The organism is Cellvibrionales bacterium (genome assembly GCA_016713115.1).
Taxonomy (GTDB): domain Bacteria; phylum Pseudomonadota; class Gammaproteobacteria; order Pseudomonadales; family UBA7239; genus UBA7239.
Genome location: JADJPU010000001.1, coordinates 661,002 through 682,947, shown reverse-complemented (window position 1 = coordinate 682,947; position 21,946 = coordinate 661,002). Strand labels below are relative to the sequence as shown.

Sequence of the window (21,946 nt, the reverse complement as noted above, 5' to 3'; positions counted from 1 at the left end):
GTAAGAAATGGCGTACATGAATTGGAGACATTGGCGACTATGCGCACAGAGTGGTTTTGGCAACAATGGCAACACACGGACGACAGCACACACGGAGGTGCTAATCGAACGGACAGCCGGTAAAACGGCGAAAGGTAAAGATCAGTCAAGGAGCATGGAGCATTGGACTGATCTCGAAGGGCGCTCAAGGATGCGACCTGCTAGCGGCAGGTACTTATTTGAGAGCACAAGGAAGACATCTAACAGATGGACCCAGAACCCCGCAACGCTGGACGCGCTGCGGGGTTTATTTTTTCTACATATTCTGTTCGAGTCAATACTGGCAGAGTAGTGTTAGTTCTCTTCTTCAGTTTCATTGTGCAAAAGGCGTTTGTTGACACCCCATTGCGCCAGCGTGCCATTGGCGTGTTTACTGATCGTGCGCACATCATTCATAGCCAAGACTTCTGACAATAGTTTTTTTGCATCGGTCATGTGTAAATTGCGAATGACAGATTTTATTTTCGGCAAATTGTTGGCGTTCATCGACAAAGCATCGTAGCCCATCGCCATCAACAAGACAGCAGCACAGGGATCCCCCGCCATTTCACCGCAGACACTGACGGCTTTTCCTTCGGCGTGCGCTTCGTTGGCGATATGCGCCAGCGCTTGTAGAACAGCAGGATGTAAATGGCTGTAAAGCCCAGCCACGCGCGCATTGTTGCGATCAACTGCCAGCAGATATTGTGTTAAATCATTGGTGCCGACCGAGAGAAAATCCGTGCGCCGTGCCAGTTCGCGTACTTGATAAAGTGCGGCTGGTACTTCGATCATTGCGCCGATTTGTGGTGTATGAATGTCATGCTCTTCTTCAAGTAATTCTTGTCGCGCACGATGAATCAACTGCAAAGCTTGATCTAATTCTGCTGTGCTGGTGATCATTGGCAGCAGGATGCGCAAATTGTTGATGCCTTCGCTAGCTTTCAGCATGGCGCGCACTTGCACTAAGAAAATTTCAGGGTGATCTAGCGATACACGAATGCCGCGCCAACCAAGAAATGGGTTGTCTTCACGAATGGGGAAGTAGGGCAGGGATTTATCGCCACCGATATCTAGCGTGCGCATGGTGACAGGGTTCGGTGCAAAAGCGCTCAATTGCTCACGGTACAAACTGCGTTGTTCCTCTTCGCTGGGGAAGCGGTCGCGCAACAGAAAAGCGACTTCAGTGCGATAGAGACCTACGCCTTCTGCGCCGCGATCTAGCGAACGCACCACATCTGTCATCAAGCCAGTATTTGCCCACAGTGGTAAGTGTTGCCCATCTTGGGTTTCGCAAGGCAGTGGTGTCAGGAGGTGGTAGTCGCGAGACAACTGCTGTTCTTCGCGCCAAATCTCTTCAAATTGGCGGCGCAGTAATTTTGATGGGTTGGTGTATACCTTGCCGCGATAGCCGTCGAGCACAATGTGGCGGCCATTCAGCTGCTGGAAAGGTAGGTTAGTAACCCCGACCACAGTGGGAATACCCATGGCGCGCGCGAGGATGGCTGCATGCGAGGCGCTGGAGCCGCGCACGGAGATCAAGCCCGCCAGTTGACCTTCTGGCACCTCGCCCAACATGGAGGCATTGATTTCTTCAGCAACCAAAATGGTTTGCGCAGGGTATGCGGTGCGCTTCGTGTCTTGATTTTGCAGGTTCATGGCTGCCAATACACGCAAGCCTAAGTCGCGCACATCGGCGGCACGCTCGCGCAAATAAGTATCTTCCATGTCTTCAAAGGTGCGTATGTGTGAGCGGATGACACTAGCCAATGCCGATCGCGCTTGCAGTGCTTCTGTATGAATAAGCGCACTGATTTCGCCGCCCAGGGCGCTGTCGGTCAGCATGCCGAGGTAGACAGCAAACAGGGCATGCTCTTCTTCGCGCAAGCGGGATTGCAGCTGTTCCGACAGTTGCTGCATATCTTGGCGTACGCGTTGCAGCGCGGCGTTGAGCAGTGCTAACTCCGCTTCAATGTCATCCGTTTTTTCAATAGGGATACCATTGAGATCGGCAGGTGGGTACATAACCACCACTTCACCCAGCGCTACACCTTGTACCGCGGATATCCCTTTAAAGTTAGCTTCTGGCGATTTGTAACCGTGCAGGCGACTGGGTGGATCGAGCGAGCGTGTTGCCTCGGCGTGCGCGATGATCGCTGCCAATTGCGCGGAGAGGGTGACGAGGAAAGATTCCTCTGATTCGTCAAAATGGCGCTCTTCGCTTTGTTGTACAACCAACACGCCCGTTACTTTGCCGTGGTGGATGATGGGTGTGCCGAGGAAGGAGCGGTAGCGCTCTTCACCTGTTTCAGGAAAATAGCGGTATTGAGGGTGTGATTCGGCGTCATCGAGGTTGATGGGTTCTTCGCGTTTGGCCACTAAGCCGACCAAGCCTTCGCCAACCGCTAGGCTGACTTTGCCGATAGCGTCTTGGTTCAAGCCCTCGGTGGCCATCAGAATGTAGCGTTGGCTGTCGGTATCGAGCAGATAAATTGAACAGACCTGCGTGGCCATTTCCGTGCGTACGCGGCGCACAATTAGCAACAATGCCTCTTCTAAGTGAGTGGCTGCGTTGACCTCCTGTACCAGTTTTCTCAGGGCATTGAGCATCGGTATCTATCCTTAGGCATGGGATAGACGGTTGGATAGCGTCAAATGATACGGAGCTAGTTCCTTGAGCGCGCTGCGATAAACTTCCCGCTTGAAGGACACCACTTGCGTCAGTGGGTGCCAGTAGCTCACCCAGCGCCACTGGTCAAACTCAGGCGGTTCGTCGCTGTTATCAAAGTGGATGCTGGATTCTTCGCCGAGCATTTGCAGGAAAAACCACTTCTGTTTTTGACCGATGCACAGCGGATTCTGGTGTCTGCGGATCAGGCGGGGTGGGAGACGGTAACGCAGCCAGCCGCGCGTGCAGCCCATGATGCGCACATCGCTGGGCATGAGCCCCACTTCTTCGCGCAACTCGCGAAACAGCGCTGCTTCAGGATCTTCCTGCGCTTGAATGCCGCCCTGCGGAAACTGCCATGCGTCCATACCGCCAACACGGCGAGCCCACAGCAGCTCCCCTTGTGCGTTGGCCAGCATGATGCCGACATTGGGACGAAAACCTTCCGCGTCTACCACAAATACCTCCTATTTCCAGCATTGTTCCACAGAATACGGACGGGACAAAGCAACTTATGCGGTAAAACGAATATTTGTGCGAGTTAGCCGATCAAGTGGGTGAACAGGTAACACTGTGCGTCATATGCGGTAACAAAAAGTGTTACTCCGCAGCAGTTTACACAAGCGAAAACAGGTAATTGATTGATTTTAAAGCATGTAAAAAGTTGGCACGCAGTTTGCGATAACAAAAGCACAAGAACAAAAAATTACAATAAGAAGCGGCAGCGGTAACAAAAACAACGAACGCCACATGCCGATAACAAGAAGAAAAGCTGAAGAACAATAACAATAGAACAACAGCAGTAATAGTACAGAGACACTGCCAAGGATCGGTAACGGGAAGGGCAGATGAAAGTCTGAACACAAAGCCGGAATGAGAAATCGTTCCGGCTTTTTTATTGCGTGCGTTTTGCTTTAGATATTAAAAACAATGTAGCCGAGGACGCCGAGGACGCCCGCGCCTAGCAGTACAGAAACCCAGAGCAGTGAACTGTGATGCGCCTTGCGAACGGGTACTTCGTGGTAGCGGTTGCCGTGCGAAGTGGGTTTGGTGACCCATTCTTTCGGTTGGTATTCTTGCGTTTTTAGCGCTTCAATACTTTGCAAGGTGCTGTGCAGATCGATCACTTTTTTACCGTTGCTGAGCATAGGTGTTTCCACCTCAGCAGAGCCGTTGCTAGCTGGGCCTTGTACGCGAAAACTATAGACATCGAAGCGCAGTCGATCGCCTGGGCGCACCACTTGTTCGCCGTTGATGCGCACTTCGTTGATATAGCTGCCGTTGGAAGAATCCAAATCCATGACGGTGAGATAGTCGCTATGGCGCAAAATCTGTGCGTGTCTGCGTGAAAGATGGTTGCCAGGGATCGTGATATCACAATCTTTGCCGCGTCCCAGCAGGGTAGTGTCGTGCTGCAGTTCGAATACTTTGCCAGAGAGCCAGCTGCTATCGGAGATCAAACGCCAAGTAGCGGCGGTATGCACGGCGGAGCGTGCGGCTGGTGCATTGTTGGGTGTAGATACGCGAGTAGAGGTCAGATCCGTATCTTCGGATTCGACAATTTCAAAATGTACATTGCCAATGCTGATCATGTCGCCGTGGCGCAGGTCTTTGTACTTGACCTTTTTACCGTTGACGAAGCAGCCGCGCTGGCTTTTGTTGTCTTGCAGAAATAGTTTGCCGTCGTGCTGCACAATGCGCGCGTGCGACTCATCCACTGTGCTGGTGTCCAGCACAACAGTATTGCCCTGACCTCTCCCCAATGTGCAAACATTGGCGGTGATGGGAAAGAGCGGGCGGTTGGTATCCTTGAAGCGAAGCTGATACATCGACTGCAGTGGCATCCGTGAGATCAAATAGAACAGTAAAGGCAGTACCTGCCTGAACGGGCGGTCGATTATAACGCCCTAACGGTAAAGCGCGGTAGGCTGGTTGTATCCTGCAGGAGCGTTTTAATGTGAAACAAGTCTCAGAGTGAAACGATGACAGCAAATGTGAAGCCCAATAGGCGCGCCGTGTTGGCGATGCCTTGGCAGGAGATCGATTCGGTGCTGCTGGATATGGACGGCACGCTGCTCGATCTGCACTTCGACAATCATTTTTGGCAGACGCATTTGCCGCGCCGTTATGCCGAGGCGCGCGGCATGAGCGAGGCGGCGGCGCGCACGCGTTTGGCGGCGCGCTTTGCTGAGGAGCACGGCAAGCTGAACTGGTATTGCTTGGATTTTTGGCAGCGCGAATTGCAGTTGGATATTGTTGCGCTAAAGCGCGAAGTGCGTCATTTGGTTGGCTGGCGACCCCATAGCGTGGCATTTTTGGACGCGCTGGTGGCGGCGGGAAAATCGATATGGTTGGTAACCAATGCACACGCAGACAGCATTCAATTAAAAATGGAACAAGTGTCTCTGCATCCTTGGTTGGATCACATTATTAGCTCGCATGATTTAGGTGCCGCGAAAGAGTCGCCCGCGTTTTGGCAGGCGTTGCAACAACGCTATCCTTTTGATGCAACGCGTACTTTGTTTGTGGATGACACGGTGTCTGTGTTGCAAGCAGCGCAAGCATACGGTATCCGTCATTTGCTGTGTATTTTGCAGCCGGACAGCCAGTCGCCACCGCGCGCTGTTACCGGCTTTCCTGCGGTAGTAGACTTCGATCAAGTGTTGCCCGTGCAGTGATTGTTGTAAAACGGAGATTTCCATGAGAAAAATGTTTTTGCTCAGCATGCTGTTGCTTGTTGGAGTGTCTGCACAAGCTGAAGTGTATAAATGGGTGGATGAAAACGGCAAAGTGCATTTTGGTGATCGCGCACCCGCTGAAAAAAAAGTGGAAGCAATAGATGATAAATTAAATAAGGTCAATATCGATCATGGCAGCAGCAATACTGCAGTGTCTTCAGTCGTGGTCAGTACAGAAAAAACACAGGATGAAAAAGACTTAGAGGCCAAGAAAAAGAAAGAGCTAGAAAATGCAATAGGTGAGCGCTGCAAAAAGTGGGAAAAAGATATTGCGGCGATTGCGCGTGGGGATCGCGGAATTTTTCTGGATGAAAACGGTAATGAAGAAATTGTATTGGAAAGGGATCGTGGTAAGAAGTTAGAGGAGTGGCGCAGAGAATATATGCGTTCGAGTTGTCAAACTATCTATCCGTTGGAGATGTAATGAGTCATAACGATAAACAACAAGACGCACGCGTGCGTTTCTTGTTTGAGGATGCACCTGTGCGCGGTGCGTGGGTGTATTTGCAGCACAGCGTGCAGGCAATGCCGGCGTTCATCAGTGCATCACCGGCGGGAAAAATTTTGTTGGGGGAAAGTGTGGCTGCCGCTGCTCTGCTCAGTGCCAATATCAAATTGCAAGGGCGCTTAGCGATTCAAGCGCGAGGTGACGGGGCATTGCGTTTGTTGGTGGCAGAAAGCTCGCAGAACGCCGGTGTGCGCGGTGTGATCGAATTGGATGATCGCGCAGAAAATACATTGGCTCTGCGTGAGTTATTGGGTGACGGCTATCTTGCGGTGACTTTGTTGCCAGATGTGGGTGAAAGTTATCAGGGCATCGTGCCGCTGCAAGGTGCGCGCTTGCAGGATTGTTTAGCCGCTTATTTTCAGCAGTCTGAGCAATTAGAGACAGCGCTGTGGTTGGCATCAGATGGTGAAACGGCGGCGGGTTTATTGCTGCAAGCCATGCCGGGTGCGCAAGATGATCTCAAGGGTTGGCAGCATGTGCATGCCTTGGCTAGCACGATCAGTAATGAGGAATTGTTGTCGCTGTCGTGCGAGCAATTACTGCACCGTTTGTATCACCAAGAAACCGTGCGTGTGTTTGATGCAGAGCCGGTGCAATTCCAGTGTTCATGCAATACTCAGCGCTCGGCTGCTGCGCTGGCTACACTGGGGCGCGAAGATTTATTGCAGTTATTTCAAGAAACGCCCGTGGTAAAAGTTGACTGTCATTTTTGTGGAAAAATTTATCAGTATTCCGAGCGCGATATTGACAAAATCTTAGGGGAAATTTCACCCACATTGCACTGAACTTTATTGAGAGGTAAAGCGTATGTTGATCGAAGCGGGTAGTCGTTTGTTGATGATTGGTGCATCGCTGACCGATTGCGGTCGCGGGCGACCCGTGGGTGAAGCGCATGAGTTGGGCAATGGCTATGTTAGTCATATCAACGCGCTGCTCGGCGCGTTGTATCCGGCGCACGGTATTCGCGTGCTGAATGTGGGTGTGAGCGGCAACACGGTGCGCGATTTGAAAGCGCGCTGGCGGCAAGATGTGTTGGAATTGGAGCCGCACTGGTTGTCTATTTTGATCGGCGTGAATGATGTGTGGCGACAATTTGATTCACCGCTGCGCACGGAATTGCACGTGCCGATTGATGAATACGAACGCGAATTGGATGCTCTGATACGCAGCGTGAAGCCCAACTTGCAGGGCTTGGTTTTGATGACGCCGTTTTTTATTGAACCGAACCGTAACGATGCGATGCGCGAAGCGATGGATGCTTACGGCAGCGTGGTGCGCAAACTGGCGGAAAAACACAGCGCGGTATTTGTGGATACACAAGCGGTCATGGATGGCTTGTTAGAACACATGCACCCGATGACCCTGTGCTGGGATCGCATCCATCCCAGTCAAACGGGCCACATGGCATTGGCACTGGCGTTTATGCGGGCGGTGGGTGCGGCAATTTAATACCTTGTCGCGTTAGTGAGCTGACAAAATTTCCTGCGCATGCGCGCGCGATTGCTTGGTAATTTTTTCGCCGCCGATCATGCGCGCAATTTCATCCACGCGCTGTGCGTCTTTGAGTGTCGATAACGCAGTTTCCATGCGTTTATCTTTTAGTTGTTTGGAAACTTGTAAATGTTGATGCGCTTGTGCGGCGACTTGCGCCTGATGCGTAATGCACAGCACTTGCCCGCGTTCACCGAGTTGCCGCAATAACTGACCAACCACCACCGCTGTGGCACCGCCGATACCGACATCCACTTCATCAAACACCAGTGTGGGCGTGCGCGAAGTGCTGGCGGTGACCACTTGTATCGCCAGCGAGATGCGCGACAACTCACCGCCAGATGCCACGCGTGCTAAACCGCGCGCCGGTGTATCGGGCTGCGTGCTAATTAAAAACTCCACTTGCTCGCTGCCGTGGGCGTGCGGCGTGTTGTCTGCCAATGGCATGAGCGCTACTTCAAACCGGCAATGCGCCATTTTGAGTTGCGCCAGTTGTGTATTGACTTCGCGCGCCAGTTTTTCAGCAGTTTTTTTGCGCTGTTTGCTGAGTGTGCTGGCGTGTTTGTGAAACTCCGTTTCTATGGCGGTTTGCTGTTGTTGTAGGCGAGCAATCGCGCCGTCGCTGTCGCGCAGCAACAGCAGTTCTGCGTGCAGTTGTTCGTGCAGGGCAGGCAGCTCACGCGCTTGCACGCGGTGTTTGCGCGCCAATTCGTACAGCGTGTTTAAGCGCTGTTCTACTTCATGCAAACGCTCAGGGTTGATGCTGACATGATCGCGGTAGCGCGCGAGGTCTTGCGCGGCTTCTTCAATTTGAATCAAGGCGCTGTTTAACATCTCCATCACAGCAGGCAGCGCTGCACTTAATGGTGAGCGCGCTAACAGTTGTTGCGCATGGCTCAGCGATTGCTGCACATTGTGCGCATCACCTTCGCTGCACAGTTGCAACAGTTGCTCGCAGTGCGTGATGAGTTCACCGGCATTGGCCAGTTGTTTTTGCTCGGCTTCCAAGGTGAGCAATTCATCGGGCTGCGGCGCAACGCGATCCAATTCGTCCACTTGATATTCCAGCAGTTGCAAACGCGCGCCGCTGTCTTGGTTGGCGCCTTGCAGTTGTTCAATTTTCTGACGGATTTCACGCCACTGGCGGTGCGTGGCGCGCACGGTGTCCAGCGCAGTTTGGTGCTGACCGAAAGCGTCCAGCAGGCGCAGATGCGTTTCTTTTTTCAGCAGCGATTGGTGTTCGTGTTGGCTGTGGATGTCGATCAACATGTCGCCCAGTTCGCGCAGTTGCGCCAAGGTAGCGGGCTGGCCGTTGATCCACGCGCGCGCGCGCCCTTCGCGCAGCAATACGCGCCGCAACAGGCATTGCTGTTCATGTTGCGGAAAGCCCTGTGCATCCAGCCAATCGCGCGCTTCGGGGATGTGCTGCAAATCAAACAGTGCGGCTATGTCAGCGCGCTCGGCATCGCTGGCAATCGCCTCCGTGTCGGCGCGATCGCCCAGCGCCAGCCCCAAGGCATCCAGCAAAATCGACTTGCCCGCGCCAGTTTCGCCGGTGATCGCCGTCATGCCGGCGCACCACTCGACATCCAGCGCGCGCGCCACGGCGTAATCCTTGATGGTCAGTTGCAGCAGCACGGTGCAGCTTCCGAAATGAGATAGTGGTTATTTATACAGTACTCGTGCCGAACGAGCAAGGCTGGCTTCGGTGTGCTGCAACGCCCGCTGTTATTTCACGCCAATAAACGGCACGGCCGAGCTTGGCACCATGGTGGTGGGCAGCTTGCCGTCCCATTTTTCGGCTTGAATCAGCTGCACCAGCGCCGGGTTGTCGCGCAGCGCGGCGCCCTTGGCATGGATGGCGGCAGCTTCAGCTTGGCCGCGCAGTTCTATGGATTTGGCTTCGGCCGTGGCTTGCGCGAGTCTGGCATCGGCCTCTGCTTGGGCGCGGGTACGGGTGATGTCAGCGGAGACTTTTTCTTTTTCCCAGTTCTGTTTCACTTTTTGTACTTCTACTTCGGCCAGCATGCGTTGCTCAATGCTCTGCTCGTAGGCATTGGAGAAATCAATGTTTTCGATTTGGATTGACTCAATGATCATTTCGTCGCCTACCGCTTTGACGACGGCTTGATAGACATCAGTGCCAAATTTGGCGCGATCTTGGATCACGGATACAGCAGTGAATTGGCCGAAGACTTTTTTGGTGGAGTCGTTGACGCGAGGGCGCAAAATGCGGTCGACCAAGCCTTCCACCGAGCCGTAAGTGGAGTAGATGGACTGCACGCTGGATGGCAGTACATGGAAGTTGACCGACAGACGAATCTCAGCCGGTTGCTGGTCTTTGGAGTAGGAGGCCATCTCTCCAAATTCTACTTTTAGTGTTTGCACAGAAATGGGCACGGCGCGATCGATAACGGGGATTTTGAAATGCAGACCGGGCTCGGCGGTATCAATCGCCGCGCCGTTGCGCAAAATGACCATGCGCTCCCCTTCATCCACGGTGTACCACGATGACATCAAAACACTGAGCGCGATGAGTGCGATAACAGCGCTGAGTGCAGATTTCAGTGCGGGTCTTGGGGTGTCCATGTGCATCTCCTGATGAAAAGTTTTTTTGTAATAGCAGGGCGTGTTTCATGTGGGCAATCCTAATGCGCCTCATCCCAGTTGTCGCCCACGCCGGTATCCACCACCAGCGGTACGCGCAGGTTGGCGGCGCTGGTCATCAGTTCGCCGATTTTTGCGCGCAGGGTTTCCACTTGTTGATCGGCAACTTCAAACACCAATTCGTCGTGTACTTGCATAATCATGCGCGCGTCGATGCGGGCAGTTTGCAGCCAGTCATCGACAGCGATCATCGCGCGTTTGATGATGTCAGCCGCGGTGCCCTGCATGGGCGCGTTGATGGCGGTGCGCTCAGCGGCTTGGCGCAAGCCGGCGTTTTTGGCGTGAATATCGGGTAAATACAAACGGCGACCAAATAAAGTTTCGACAAAACCCTGCTCGGCGGCCTGCTGGCGCGTTTCTTCCATGTAGCGCAATACCCCAGGGTAGCGCGAGAAATACAAATCAATGTATTCCTGCGCTTGATTGCGACCGATGTGCAATTGTTTTGCCAAACCAAATGCGGACATGCCGTAAATCAAACCGAAGTTGATCGCTTTTGCGCTGCGGCGCTGTTCGGTGGTGACTTTGTCCAGTGCGGTATCAAACACTTCCGCAGCGGTGGCGCGGTGGATATCCAAGCCCTGTGCAAACGCGCTGCACAAACCATCATCCGCAGACAAATGCGCCATGATGCGCAATTCAATTTGCGAATAATCGGCGGCGAGAATTTTGTGATTTTTTTGTGCGATAAACGCTTGCCGCACGCGGCGACCTTCTTCGGTGCGTATCGGAATATTTTGCAAGTTGGGATCAGAAGACGATAAACGCCCTGTGGAAGCCACGGCTTGATGGTAAGAGGTGTGCACGCGACCGGTAGTAGCGTCCACCATTTGCGGCAATTTATCGGTGTAGGTGGATTTCAATTTGCTCAGGCCGCGATATTCCATAATCACTTTCGGCAGCGGGTAATCCAGCGCCAATTCTGCTAACACAGGTTCTGCCGTGGAAGGTTGTCCGGTCGGTGTTTTTTTTAGTGCGGGCAATTGCAATTTGCTGTACAAAATTTCACCCAATTGTTTAGGTGAACCGAGATTAAATTCTTGCCCGGCGAGTGCGTAGGCTTCTTGCGTGAGTGCGTGCATGCGCTCACCGAGTTCGACGCTGTGTTGATGCAGGCGTTTGGCATCCACCAGCACGCCATTGCGTTCAATGCGCGACAACACGGGAATCAGTGGCACTTCAATTTGCGCAAAAACCGATTGCAGCGTCGGTGTTGCACTTAACTGCGGCCACAGCGTTTCGTGCAGGCGCAGGGTGATGTCGGCATCTTCCGCGGCATAAAAAGCCGCTTTTTCTAGGTCGATTTGATTGAAGGTGAGTTGGTTGGCACCTTTGCCGGCGATGTCTTCAAACGCCACAGTGTCGTAAGCCAAATATTTTTTGGCGAGATCGTCCATGTTGTGGCGCGTGGCAACTGAATCCAACACATAAGATTCCAACATCGTGTCATACACCACGCCGCGCAAAGCAATGCCGGCGCGCGCAAACACATTCATGTCGTATTTGCCGTGTTGCATTACTTTTTTAATGCCGTCATCTTCCAGTAGTGGTTTGAGTGCGTGTAAAACCACATCGCGCGCGAGCTGTGCGGGTGCGCCGAGATAGTCGTGTGCTACGGGTACATACGCCGCTTGTCCCGCTGCGACAGCAAAAGATACGCCGACAATATTGGCCTGCATGTAATCGAGCGAGTCGGTTTCGGTGTCCAGTGCAAAATACGGCGCAGCTTGCAGGCGTGCTATCCACGCTTGCAGTTGTGAAATTTCGGTGATGGTGTCGTAGTGCGCGGTGATTTTTTCTGTGGTCGGTGTTGCAGTCGTTACCGCAGCAATCACATCGCCGCCATTGTTGATGTCGGCAATCCAACTCTTAAATTCCAGTTCAGTAAACAATTCCAGCAGCGCAGCGCGATCCGGTTCGCTCGCCTGTAAATCCTGCCAGTTCATCGGCAGTTCTACATCGGTTTTGATGGTAGCGAGCAGTTGCGATAGCGGCAAAAATTCGCAGGCGGCGCGCAAGTTTTCGCCAATCTTGCCTCTAATTTTTTCAGCATTGCTCATCACATTTTGCAGCGTGCCGTATTCCTGCAACCATTTCACGGCGGTTTTCGGACCGCATTTATCCACGCCGGGGATGTTGTCTACTTTGTCGCCCATCAACGCGAGGTAATCGACAATTTGTTCCGGCGCGATACCGAATTTTTCAATCACACCCTCGCGATTCAGTACCGTATTGGTCATGGTGTTGACCAGCGTGACATGCTCGCCCACCAACTGCGCCATGTCTTTGTCGCCGGTGGAAATCAGCACGGCTTGTTTTTGCTCGCGCGCTTGTATGGCGAGTGTGCCAATCACATCATCTGCTTCTACACCTTCGACTATCAGCAACGGCAAACCCATGGCGCGAATTACCGCGTGCAGCGGTGCAATTTGTGCGCGCAAATCATCGGGCATCGGCGGGCGATTGGCTTTGTAATCGGCATACAGCGTGTTGCGAAAAGTGTCGCCTTTCGGATCAAACACTACGGCCATCGCGCTGTGCGGATACTGTTTGCGCAAGCTGCGCAGCATGTTCACCACGCCCTTCACCGCACCCGTGGGTTGCCCCTTGCTGGTGGTCAGCGGCGGCAGGGCGTGGAAGGCGCGGTAGAGGTAGGAGGAGCCGTCGATGAGGATGCAGTCTGCGTGATTCATAGTTGGAGCGTTTTATTGACCGAGTGGCAGCATAACACCCACAGAAGCCACGGCTGGCAATGTTATGCTTGCCGGATAAATCATCCACTGTGTTTATTCGATGTCTGTTGATGTACTGCTGCAAGAAGCGCTAACGCAAGGGCGATTTTCCACCGCTGAAGTGAGCGCGGGTGATGAGCGCACCCGCGCCACGCTATTGGCGCGTTTGGTGGGTTTGCAGAATGTGGATTTGCCGCTCGATGAATCGCTGGAGCAAGCAGTGCAGCGTCCGGGTGTGCTGGTGCTGTCACAGCAGGAAGCCAATTTGCTGTATTTCTGCGATCAGGTTTTTGAGCAGGGGCAATCGCAAAACGATTTGGAACCTGAGCTGTTGCAGCCTTTTCTTGCGCTGCGACCACTGGTGGCAGGGTTGCTGTTGCGCGAGCCTGCTGTGTTGCGCGATTTGCAACACCCGCTGTTTCGTTTGTTGGATCAGCTGTGGGATGCCGGTCGCTACTGGAGTGCAGAGCTCGGCAAGCCGGGAGAAAAATATCGCCAGCGTTTGGAAGAAATGTTGCAGCGTTTGCGTCAAGCCGATCCGGCCACTGCGCCGTTTCAAACTTGGTTGGATGAATTGGCTGCGCAATTAGCGAAAGACTTTCAGCGCGCCGACACACTGGTGGATCGTATTCGTCAAACGGCGCTGGGTACGCTGGCGGGTGAAGAAGCTGATTATGCAGTGCGACAACAAATTCGCACGCTGCTGGCGCGCGCGCCGATGCCCGATGTAGTGGAAGAATTACTGAAAGGCCCTCTATTGCACTCCATGAAAGTGGTGTATCTCAGCAAGGGGAAAGCCAGCGATGACTGGAAGCTCATTGTGCGCGTGGGCGAGTTGTTGGTGGATTCTATGCTGGGTGCAGAAGATGAAGCCGGCATGCAGCAGGTGTATCAAACCATTCCCAAAGTGATTCCTCAGCTCGTCAAACAACTGGTGAGTATTTCGGATGCTGCGGAATTAGAAACTTGGGTGACACGCATTGAAAAACTGCACATGCAAATTTTGCTGGGTAATAAAGTAGAAGTGCGCCCTGCGGAGCCATTATCGGAGCTTGGAGCAGCAGCGGGTGTGGCCGCCAATGTTGGCAGTGCGTTGTTGGATCAGGTGAAACAGATCCCCGAAGGACAATGGCTAATTTATGCGCGTGACAATAATGAACGCCTGCGCTGCCGTTTGATTTTGAAATCGACGGATGGCGAACGCTTGCTATTTGCCAATGTGCTCGGCGCAAAATGTATGGAAAAAACGCTAGAGGAGTTTGCGTATTTGTTGACGGGCAGACAAATCATTTTGTTGGATGCCGACAATAATTTTTCACAAGTCTTTCGCGATACGGTCGCGCTATTTTTGCAGTTGTATCAACGGCAAACGCTGTTGCAAGCAGAGTTGGGCGAGCGGCAGCGCGTTGAGCAGGAGCGCCGTCGGCAGGCCAAAGAAAAAGCGCAGCGCGAAGCTGAGCGCATTGCACAAGAGCGTTTAGAAGCGCAGGCGCGCGCCGAAGAAGCTGCACGCAAAGCCGCAGAAGAGCAAGCAAAAATCGCAGAAGCAGCAGCCCGACAAGCTGCTGAAGAAGCGCGCAAAAAAGCTGAAGAAGCCGAGCGCGCTGCGACAGAGGCGGCGCAACATGCCAAAGCCGTAGCAGAAAAAGAAGCTAAAGTTACCGCCGAGCGCAAACGCAAAGAAGAAGAGGCGGAGCGCGATCGACAGTTGCAGGAAGAAAAGCAGGCGCGCATTGACGAATGGGAAACCGCGCAGCAGGCTGTGCGCGCACTCGGCATTGGCGCGTGGGTGGATATTGAAATCGACGGCGAACGCCAGCGCTGCAAATTGGCGGCGGTGATCAATGCTTCGGATAAATTGATTTTTGTGGGGCGCGACGGCAAGAAATTAGCCGAACCGCGTCGCGATGAATTGATCAAAATGCTGTTAGATAACAAAGCGCGCGTGGTGCAGCAGGGCGATCAATTTGAAAACTCATTAGCCAAAGTCATTCAAACACTGCGAAAAGATTAACAGGGAGTCGCTCATGGAAAATCAAGATGTTGCTTGTCAGCGTTCAGAATTGCGCATTGGTCAGGAATTGGTGGTGTTTGTAGAAACCTACTCTTCGCCCACAGGTGAGGCGCGCAAACCCAATGTGGCTGTGTCTAAAACCGTAGATTTATCGGCAAACGGTTTGCAGATTGTGATGGATAAACCCACGCCGCCCGGCAGCATCTTGCAGTTGTGCGTGGAGTTTATCGGCGAGCCGCGCCACTACCACTTAACCGGCGAAGTGAAATGGGTAGCAAAAGTCGGGCGTGAAACCGATTTTTTGGTCGGATTTTTGTTGATGGAATCGGACGGCACGGATATCGAGCCGTGGAAATATCGCATCGCGCAGATGATGGAAGACCCGCGCAATGCGGTTTATTGACAGGGCAAATCTGTCACATTCTGGCAAGGTGGGATATATCAACAATAGTAGGCGTTACTATGTAGCGGCTAACACCACAAGAAACTGGAATGTAGGGAGTTTGTACGGTGCGGTCCACTTTTGAAAAAATATTGGGAAAGTTTGGAGTAGCGATAACAGCGGTGTTGCTCTTTGCCGGAACAATGGCTCCATTTGCGCAAAATGGCGTAGCTGATACGGTAAAAGTAGTCCAGATTGCAGCAGCCCAAAATAACTCTATTGCCCTGAAATCGGATGGCACTGTTATCGCGTGGGGTAATAATATTTCTACATGGGCGAAGCCACCTGAGGGTTTGAGTGATGTGGTTGAAATACACGCCAAGAGCCAGCTTTTTCTAGCGCGCAAATCGAACGGTACGGTCGTTGCATGGGGTGTTAATTATGTGGGAGAGCTGAATATCCCGGCTGGGCTGGGCAAGGTCATCTCTATGGCTAGTGGTGGGATGCATAATTTGGTGGTGGTAGAAAGCCCTAGCACAGGAGGTTTAGGCGGTGTGGTTGCCTGGGGGCTAAATCTTGATGGGCAAGCAAATGTGCCATCTGCCGCACAAAGTTTTGTCTCGAAGGTGGCCGCTGGCAACTACTACTCTATGGCTCTCAAATTTAATGGCACGGTTGTTGACTGGGGCTCAAACGGGGCGGACGCGACACCAATGCCTGCGGGTTTGAGCAATGTTAGGGATATTCAAGGAGGATATTTATTCGCATTAGCATTGAAAAACGACGGCACGATTGCAGCTTGGGGAAGGACTATACCGGCGACGGAATTCTTGATGTGCCGACTGGGCTGCAAGGCCAAACGATGGCTATCTCGGCACAGAACGACTACGCCTTGGCTTTGAAGAATGACGGCACCGTAGTCGGTTGGGGGGGGAATTCCCAAGGAAAAGCGTCACCTCCCGCCGGATTGGCCGATGTTGTTGCCATATCAGCAGGTATCTCGCACTCGTTGGCATTAAAGAGTGACGGCACTGTTGTCAGCTGGGGGGCGCAAACCTCTGTGCCGGGTGATAACGAGTTGAGTGGCTTGACACTGGTGGAGGGCTCACCTTCCCCTGCCTTTTCCTCAGCTATTACCGCATATCAGTATGATATTGCTCCGGAAGCCACCAGTGTCCATATCAATGCCGTTTTGAAAGACCCTACTTATGCGGCGTTGTATATCAATGACCAGCGGCAAGCCAGCGGTTCGACCGTCACCGTGCCGGTTCCTGCGACTGGTGCAGTGATCAAGGTTCGTGTAGAGCCGTACATGAAAGCCCCCAAAACATACATTTTGACGGTATCACGCGATCGCATTGCGCCAGTTATCACCTTTGCCCCGAATGGCAGCGTTACGCCGCTCAGGGCAATCAGTACCCTAGTGACGGCCACGGATGTGACGAGCGGTTTGAACGCCTCCACACTTGAATATGCTTGGACGCAAACAGCCGTCACACCTGTCAGTGGCTGGGGTGGTTTTTCTCTTCTTCCCTATACAGTAGTGGCACCATTTACATACGCTGGGGCAGATGGGAACTGGTATTTGCATATCCGAGCCAAGGATTATGCTGGGAATGCAGCAAACACAACCTCGGCGGCATTCCTGATAGATAACACGCCGCCTGTGTTGAGTCTGTCGATGGAGACACAGGACAGTAACAGTTATGCAAACGATACATGGACGAACCAGAATGTTGTTGTGACGGCTGCGGCAACCGATGCGCTCAGTGGTGTGGCGGCGTTGCGGTATACGCTGGATGGCGGCAAAACATGGGCGAATTATTCAGGTCCGATCACGATATCGGATGAGGGTATCCACTCGATTGCTGTTCAGGCGATAGATGGGATGGGCAATGTGCAAACGGACAGTCGCACCGTCAAGATCAGCCGGGGCGACCTGAAACTGACGATAACCAAGGTCAAGGTGACTGGTGGCGATGATTATGCAAGCGGGGAATGGACAAACAGCAGTGTCCGAGTGTCTGCCACGGCGGAAACAGGTGCGTCACCGATTACTTCTTTTACCTGGTCGATGAACGTGGCAGATCAGGGGATATATACGCCAGGGGACGAGATATTTTTCATCAGCGATGGTATGAATTCCGGTGAGTTCACGGTCACGGATTCGCTGGGAAACAGTTTGTCTGCTCCATACGCGGTCAATATCGACAGAACAACGCCAGCAGTTCTTTTCAGCCCGAACGGCAGTGAATTGCTGGCGCGGAGTACTTCGGTAACGGCGACGATTACCGACAGCGGTGGCAGCGGACTGGTGGAGTCCACACTGGAGTATGCCTGGACACAAGACACAGCCGAGCCGACGGCTGGCTGGCTGGCCTTGAATAATGGCAGTGCGCTGACAAAAGAAGGCGTGGACGGTGACTGGTATTTACATGTTCGAGGGAAGGATACGGCAGACAATGAGGTTCGTGCGGTATCCAACCGTTTTGTACTGGACAATACGCCGCTGGACAGCATCATCAGTCCGGATACAGCCAACTTCGACAAGAAGCCGTCTAAACAGTCCATTGTTTTCACTACGATGACACTGAACGGCAACACACTCGTGGACATTAGTAATGAAGGGCAAATGCTCGTGTTTGGAACGGATTATTGGATCACAGGCAATGATGTAATTATTCAGAAAAGCTATTTGGCGACACAGCCGGAAGGCACCACAAGTCTGACATTCACATTCAGTGGTGGTGCTGCCCGAGTGTTGACTGTCACCGTGAAGCTCGATACGGATGATGATGGTCTTGGTGATGGCACTGACAACTGCCCAACAGCCGCCAATCCTGACCAACGCGACTGGGATGGCAACGGTATCGGCGATGCCTGCGATGATCCGGTACCAGTACCAGATGATATAACCGGCGAAGTGAAGGCCGACAAAACCGGTTCTTCTGTGGCGTTTGCCGGTGACTTCAACGGTGACGGTTATGGCGACTATATAATCGGCACACCAGGCTATGATTTTCCTGCTGATAAGTTATTGAAAATAAAAGTAAATAAAGACATCGGTCGCGCTGCGGTGATCTCTGGTAGAGACGGTACGGAACTGGCTTCCATCAAAGGCACAGCCGCCAAAGATGCGATGGGTTTTGCTGTGGCGGGTGGTGCGGATATTGATGGCGATGGCTGTGACGATGTTGTAGTAGGTGCTCCGAATGCTGGCACAACACGCACTGGCACCGTGACCGTGTTGTATGGGCGAGGCGAGCATTGCGGCAACAAGACGGATGAGGCGCTCAATGGTTCGCAAGCCAAATCACAGTTTGGTGCGGCGCTGGCGCTGGGTGATGTGGATGGCGACAGTGCGCCGGATATTCTGGTGGGCGCACCGAAAGCGACCGGTGATACGGGGTTGAAGCTGGCAGGCAGCGTGACCGTGTATTCCGGCAGCAGCCTCGTTCCACTCGGCACGCCGTTCTATGGCGCAAATGCCAAGGCTTATGCAGGTACTTCCGTTGCAGCGGGCAAACTGAACGATGATGGCATTGCCATCATCATCGGCGCACCAAATGACAGTGTTGATGCCGTAAAAAATAGCGGCAGCGTTAAAGCGTATTTACTGGCAAACCCAGCAGAACCGTTCTTCACAAAAAGCGGAGCGAAGGGTTCGCAGTTTGGTAAAGCAGTTACAGTTGGCGATGTGAGTGGTGACAGTTATGACGATGTGTTTGTTGGTGCGCCGCTGGCCGATGATCTCGACAACAAACGCAAAGACACAGGCAGTGTGACGGTGTTTTCTATCATCGACGACGAGCAACTGACGAAATCATTTGGTACCAACGCCAAAGCTCAACTCGGCTACAGCGTGGCAGCGGGCGATGTGAATGGTGACAGCCAAGCAGACATTATTGCCGGCGCGTGGAAAGACAACGCGCCGACCGCCAATCCGAAAAAATCGATCAAAATGGCGGGTAGTGTTTCTGTGTTCAGCGGCGATGGTTATGCGCAAATCGGTGAAACAAAATACGGCGATGTAGCGAAGGATTATTTTGGTTTTGCAGTGAGTGCTGGTGACATCAACAGTGATGGCAAAGCAGATATTATTATTGGTATTCCGAATTTTGATGATCCGGCAAACAAGAAGCTGAAAGATATTGGTAGCGTAAAAATAATTAACGCTGCGGGGCTATAAGTGCACACAGCCACTCAGTATTGAAATACTGCTCCACGGCATCCGCTAAACGATCAATATCTGCTTCTTGGCGCGCGCGATAATCAAACGCCTCTACCTCGCGCAGCCCAGCCCACGCCAATAAACTCGTCAGCGATTCCTGCTCGTCAAAGATGCCGTGTACATAGGTGCCCAAGCTGTTGCCGTCGGCAGACAGCGCGCGATCGCTGTGGTCGCCAAGATCCAAGGCAGCATTCTCCAGTGCCGAACCGCGACTCACGCCGCAGTGAATTTCATAGCCGCTCACGCGCGCGCCGTTGGCTTGCAGCTTGCCTGTCACGCGCAGCAATTGTTTTTCCGGTTCTAAAACGGTGTCGAAGTCTAAAAAACCGAAACCCTGCGCGCTGCCGGCTTCGCCTTCCAGTGCGTGCGGGTCCGCAATGCTGTTGCCGAGCATTTGAAAGCCGCCGCAAATGCCCATCAATTTTCCGCCGTAGCGCAAATGTTTCTGCAAATACGCTTCCCAGTTGTTGCTGCGTAAAAAAGCGAGATCGCCGCGTACGCTTTTGCTGCCAGGCAGTATCACCAAATCAGCAGGTGGGAGAGCTTCACCGGCACGCACAAAGCTGAGGTCCACTTGCGGGTGCAAGCGCAGAGCGTCGAAGTCCGTGTGGTTGCTGATGCGCGGCATCACCGGCACGATCACGCGCAAGCGCTCGCTGTGATTTTTTTCTGGCTGCTGATAAGCGATGGCGTCTTCTGCTTCTAAATGCAGGCCGTGCAAATAAGGCATCACTGCCAATACCGGTTTGCCAGTGCGCTGTTCCAGCCAGTCGATGCCCGGTTGCAGCAGCGATACATCACCGCGAAATTTATTGATAACAAAACCGACCACGCGCTGTTGTTCAGATGCACTCAATAAATCCAGCGTGCCGCACAAATGCGCAAACACGCCGCCGCGATCAATGTCGGCTACTAAAATCACAGGGCAATCCACGACTTCGGCAAAACCCATATTGGCGACATCGCGGTCGCGCAAATTGATTTCAGCGGGGCTGCCAGCGCCTTCCACAACAACACAGTTGTATTGCGCGGATAAACGCGCAAACGATTGCAACACGAATTGCATCGCTTCGCTTTTGTATTGGTGGTAATGCGCGGCATCCATATTGGCGAGTGCCTTGCCGTGCACAATCACTTGCGCGCCCACATCGGTATTCGGTTTTAACAAAATAGGGTTCATATCGCTGTGCGGTTCAAGAAAACAGGCTTGCGCTTGCACGGCTTGCGCGCGACCAATTTCGCCGCCGTCGATAGTCACGGCGCTGTTCAGCGCCATGTTTTGCGGTTTGAACGGCGCAACTTTTATATCGCGTCGTGCCAGTACGCGACACAAGCCTGCCACTAAAGTGCTTTTGCCTGCATCTGAGGTGCAGCCCTGCACCATCAAGCAGTGTTGTGCGCGAAAATTTTGTTGTGTGAAAAAATCAGATTTCATTTATTGGATACGCCCGCATCGTCAAACGAAGCCATGTCATTCAAAAACAACACGGCGGATTGAATGAGCGGATAAGTAACGGCGACACCGCTGCCTTCGCCCAAGCGCAAGCCCAGCGAAACCAGTGGTGTGACTTGCAGATAATCCAGAATTTTTTTGTGGCCAGACTCGTTCGATAAATGCGAGAAAATACAGTAATCACGCGCTGGTGGTTCCAGTGCAAAGGCAATGGCAGCGGCGCTACTGGCAATAAAACCGTCAATCATCACCACCATTTTTTGCTCGCAGGCGGCGAGTATTGCGCCCACCATCATGGCGATTTCAAAACCGCCGAAAGTGCACAAAATATCAAACGGATTAGGCAACGCGCCGTGTTTTTGCAATGCCGCATTGAGGATTTTGGTTTTGTGCTGCAAGCCCGCATCATCCAAACCCGTGCCGCGCCCGATGCAATCTTCTATGGCTGTGCCAGACAGTGCAGCAAATAAAGCAGTAGCCGATGAAGTGTTGCCGATGCCCATTTCACCAAAACCGATTACATTGCTGCCCGCTTCGGCAGTGGCGCGCACCAACATCGCGCCGCGTGCAATCGCCTGTTCACACTGCGCGGCAGTCATCGCCGCCTCGTGTAAAAAGTTGCGCGTGCCTTCCGCTACTTTGACGTGCTTGATGGGTAGGCCGCGCAGATCGCCGTTGACGCCGGCGTCCACCACGTTAATCGCGATATGGTGTTGGCGGCAAAAAATATTGATGGCCGCGCCGCCGTTGGCGAAATTGTGCACCATTTGCTGCGTCACCACTTGCGGAAAGGGGCTCACGCCTTCGGCGGTAATGCCGTGATCGCCGGCAAACAACAACAAGTGTGGTTTTTTAATGCCGGCGTGAGTGTTTGTTGAATCAGTGCCACTTGCAGCGCGATCGTTTCCAGCGTGCCCAGCGCACCCAGCGGTTTGGTTTTGAAATCAATTTTGTGTTGGATGTCCGCTTGCAGGGTTTTATTGACGGCGCGTACCGCGAAAAGTGCGTGTGGATCAAACATCATCAGTCTCCGTTAATGGGGCT

At 53.0% G+C, this 21,946-nt stretch carries 15 protein-coding genes and 1 pseudogene; 8 read left to right on the top strand and 8 right to left on the bottom strand.

Annotated elements, in window-relative coordinates:
* Positions 1 to 333: 333 nt before the first annotated feature.
* The 3 genes from ptsP to IPK30_03340 all read right to left on the bottom strand — a co-directional run bounded on the left by ptsP (position 334) and on the right by IPK30_03340 (position 4,515).
* Positions 334 to 2,628, bottom strand: a complete 2,295-nt coding sequence (ptsP, locus tag IPK30_03350; protein MBK8102333.1) for a phosphoenolpyruvate--protein phosphotransferase — start codon at positions 2,626 to 2,628, stop codon at positions 334 to 336.
* A gap of 12 nt (positions 2,629 to 2,640) precedes the next feature.
* Positions 2,641 to 3,144, bottom strand: a complete 504-nt coding sequence (locus tag IPK30_03345; GenBank protein MBK8102332.1) for an RNA pyrophosphohydrolase — start codon at positions 3,142 to 3,144, stop codon at positions 2,641 to 2,643.
* Positions 3,145 to 3,600: 456 nt separating this feature from the next.
* Complete coding sequence (locus tag IPK30_03340) at positions 3,601 to 4,515, bottom strand: FHA domain-containing protein (protein ID MBK8102331.1); 915 nt, start codon at positions 4,513 to 4,515, stop codon at positions 3,601 to 3,603.
* Between the two features lie 153 nt (positions 4,516 to 4,668).
* Between IPK30_03340 and yrfG the strand changes: the two genes are divergently transcribed.
* Genes yrfG through IPK30_03320 form a run of 4 tightly spaced genes read left to right on the top strand, consistent with a single transcriptional unit; the run spans position 4,669 to position 7,381 of the window.
* Positions 4,669 to 5,364, top strand: a complete 696-nt coding sequence (gene yrfG / locus IPK30_03335) for a GMP/IMP nucleotidase (GenBank protein ID MBK8102330.1) — start codon at positions 4,669 to 4,671, stop codon at positions 5,362 to 5,364.
* Between the two features lie 22 nt (positions 5,365 to 5,386).
* A complete protein-coding gene (locus IPK30_03330; GenBank protein MBK8102329.1) occupies positions 5,387 to 5,848 on the top strand; it encodes a DUF4124 domain-containing protein in 462 nt (153 codons plus the stop codon).
* A complete protein-coding gene (gene hslO, locus IPK30_03325) occupies positions 5,848 to 6,717 on the top strand; it encodes an Hsp33 family molecular chaperone HslO (GenBank protein ID MBK8102328.1) in 870 nt (289 codons plus the stop codon). Before IPK30_03330 ends, hslO begins: the two co-directional genes overlap by 1 nt.
* A 22-nt stretch (positions 6,718 to 6,739) precedes the next feature.
* Positions 6,740 to 7,381 (top strand): SGNH/GDSL hydrolase family protein, encoded by a 642-nt coding sequence (locus IPK30_03320; GenBank protein ID MBK8102327.1) that lies wholly within the window; start codon positions 6,740 to 6,742, stop codon positions 7,379 to 7,381.
* A gap of 12 nt (positions 7,382 to 7,393) precedes the next feature.
* Here IPK30_03320 and recN read toward each other — a convergent pair whose 3' ends face one another.
* From recN to polA, 3 genes are all read right to left on the bottom strand, one after another.
* Positions 7,394 to 9,061 (bottom strand): DNA repair protein RecN, encoded by a 1,668-nt coding sequence (gene recN / locus IPK30_03315; protein MBK8102326.1) that lies wholly within the window; start codon positions 9,059 to 9,061, stop codon positions 7,394 to 7,396.
* 90 nt (positions 9,062 to 9,151) lie between these two features.
* Positions 9,152 to 10,012, bottom strand: coding sequence for a prohibitin family protein (locus tag IPK30_03310; GenBank protein ID MBK8102325.1), 861 nt, complete (start codon positions 10,010 to 10,012; stop codon positions 9,152 to 9,154).
* Positions 10,013 to 10,071: 59 nt separating this feature from the next.
* The gene (gene polA / locus IPK30_03305; GenBank protein MBK8102324.1) at positions 10,072 to 12,783 is read right to left on the bottom strand and encodes a DNA polymerase I; all 2,712 of its coding nucleotides are present in this window, start codon (positions 12,781 to 12,783) and stop codon (positions 10,072 to 10,074) included.
* 100 nt (positions 12,784 to 12,883) lie between these two features.
* Between polA and IPK30_03300 the strand changes: the two genes are divergently transcribed.
* The 4 genes from IPK30_03300 to IPK30_03285 all read left to right on the top strand — a co-directional run bounded on the left by IPK30_03300 (position 12,884) and on the right by IPK30_03285 (position 19,407).
* Entirely contained in the window at positions 12,884 to 14,836 is a 1,953-nt protein-coding gene (locus IPK30_03300; GenBank protein ID MBK8102323.1) for a DUF1631 family protein, read from the top strand.
* Between the two features lie 13 nt (positions 14,837 to 14,849).
* Positions 14,850 to 15,239 (top strand): PilZ domain-containing protein, encoded by a 390-nt coding sequence (locus IPK30_03295; GenBank protein ID MBK8102322.1) that lies wholly within the window; start codon positions 14,850 to 14,852, stop codon positions 15,237 to 15,239.
* Between the two features lie 107 nt (positions 15,240 to 15,346).
* Entirely contained in the window at positions 15,347 to 16,120 is a 774-nt protein-coding gene (locus tag IPK30_03290) for a hypothetical protein (protein MBK8102321.1), read from the top strand.
* A complete protein-coding gene (locus tag IPK30_03285) occupies positions 16,081 to 19,407 on the top strand; it encodes an FG-GAP repeat protein (GenBank protein MBK8102320.1) in 3,327 nt (1,108 codons plus the stop codon). Before IPK30_03290 ends, IPK30_03285 begins: the two co-directional genes overlap by 40 nt.
* On the opposite strand, the gene IPK30_03280 is transcribed toward IPK30_03285, so the two are convergent.
* Positions 19,388 to 20,884, bottom strand: a complete 1,497-nt coding sequence (locus IPK30_03280; GenBank protein MBK8102319.1) for a cobyric acid synthase — start codon at positions 20,882 to 20,884, stop codon at positions 19,388 to 19,390. The two genes, IPK30_03285 and IPK30_03280, sit on opposite strands and share 20 nt — an antisense overlap.
* A pseudogene (cobT, locus tag IPK30_03275) lies at positions 20,881 to 21,923 on the bottom strand (nicotinate-nucleotide--dimethylbenzimidazole phosphoribosyltransferase). The gene IPK30_03280 and the pseudogene cobT overlap by 4 nt, the downstream one beginning before the upstream one ends.
* Positions 21,924 to 21,946: the final 23 nt, after the last annotated feature.